The sequence below is a fragment of the Nitrososphaera sp. AFS genome, assembly GCF_009898475.1.
In the GTDB taxonomy this organism is placed as follows: domain Archaea; phylum Thermoproteota; class Nitrososphaeria; order Nitrososphaerales; family Nitrososphaeraceae; genus Nitrosopolaris.
Window position 1 is genome coordinate 7202 of sequence record NZ_QURE01000147.1, and the last position, 702, is coordinate 7903.

1 protein-coding gene is annotated in these 702 nt (G+C 35.0%); it reads left to right on the forward strand.

Translation table 11 applies throughout. The features are described 5' to 3' along the window. Positions 1-424 precede the first annotated feature (424 nt). On the forward strand, positions 425-661 hold the full coding sequence (locus DYY65_RS11850) for a response regulator (RefSeq protein ID WP_162478163.1): 237 nt from the start codon (positions 425-427) through the stop codon (positions 659-661). Positions 662-702 lie beyond the last annotated feature (41 nt).

Below are 702 nucleotides of genomic sequence, written 5' to 3' on the forward strand. Positions count from 1 at the left end.
TATCCAACACATTTGAAGATCCATAGATTATCTCTGTTTTTTCGCGATCTGTAGATGAAGTCAAGGATGAATCAAGTTTGCTTTGCTATCAACATAGGAAAATACGAGGATGGATATAAGGAGTACGATCGTCTCCAGTTTCACTACAGCTATAACCTAAAAATCTGTTGGATTTCACTTTTATGGAACTTGAAACTCTACTAGAGAATAAATGCATTCTTGCCCGAGCAGTTAAAATTCATCGATGCTATAGATATACGCATCATTTTTGTCTTTGCTCCATCAGCTATTCCTTATGAATCCTTTTAGTAGCTGTACTTTAGCGTCCTGTTACTGGATTTATTCTGGCATCAATAATACCAGAAATGAAGTAGGTTACGAGATTCAAGTATCATGGTGGCCATAGTGATAATGAGTAAAGCTAATGCGACGATCTCTTAGTGAGGAAAATACAAATAGTCAGAGAAAGAAGAGAATTTTATTTGTTAACGATGATGTAGATACAGCCGCAGTTATAAAGGAGAGTTTGTCTATTAATGGATATGAAGTAGAAACATCTGTATACCCAAATTTGGCATTACAGAATTTCAAGGCAAGTAATTATGACTTGTTACTACTTGATGTACGAATGAGAGGGTTAAATGGTTTGAGCTTTACATAAGATGAAAAAGATAGGCAAGAACATCCAGGTATGCTTTATAT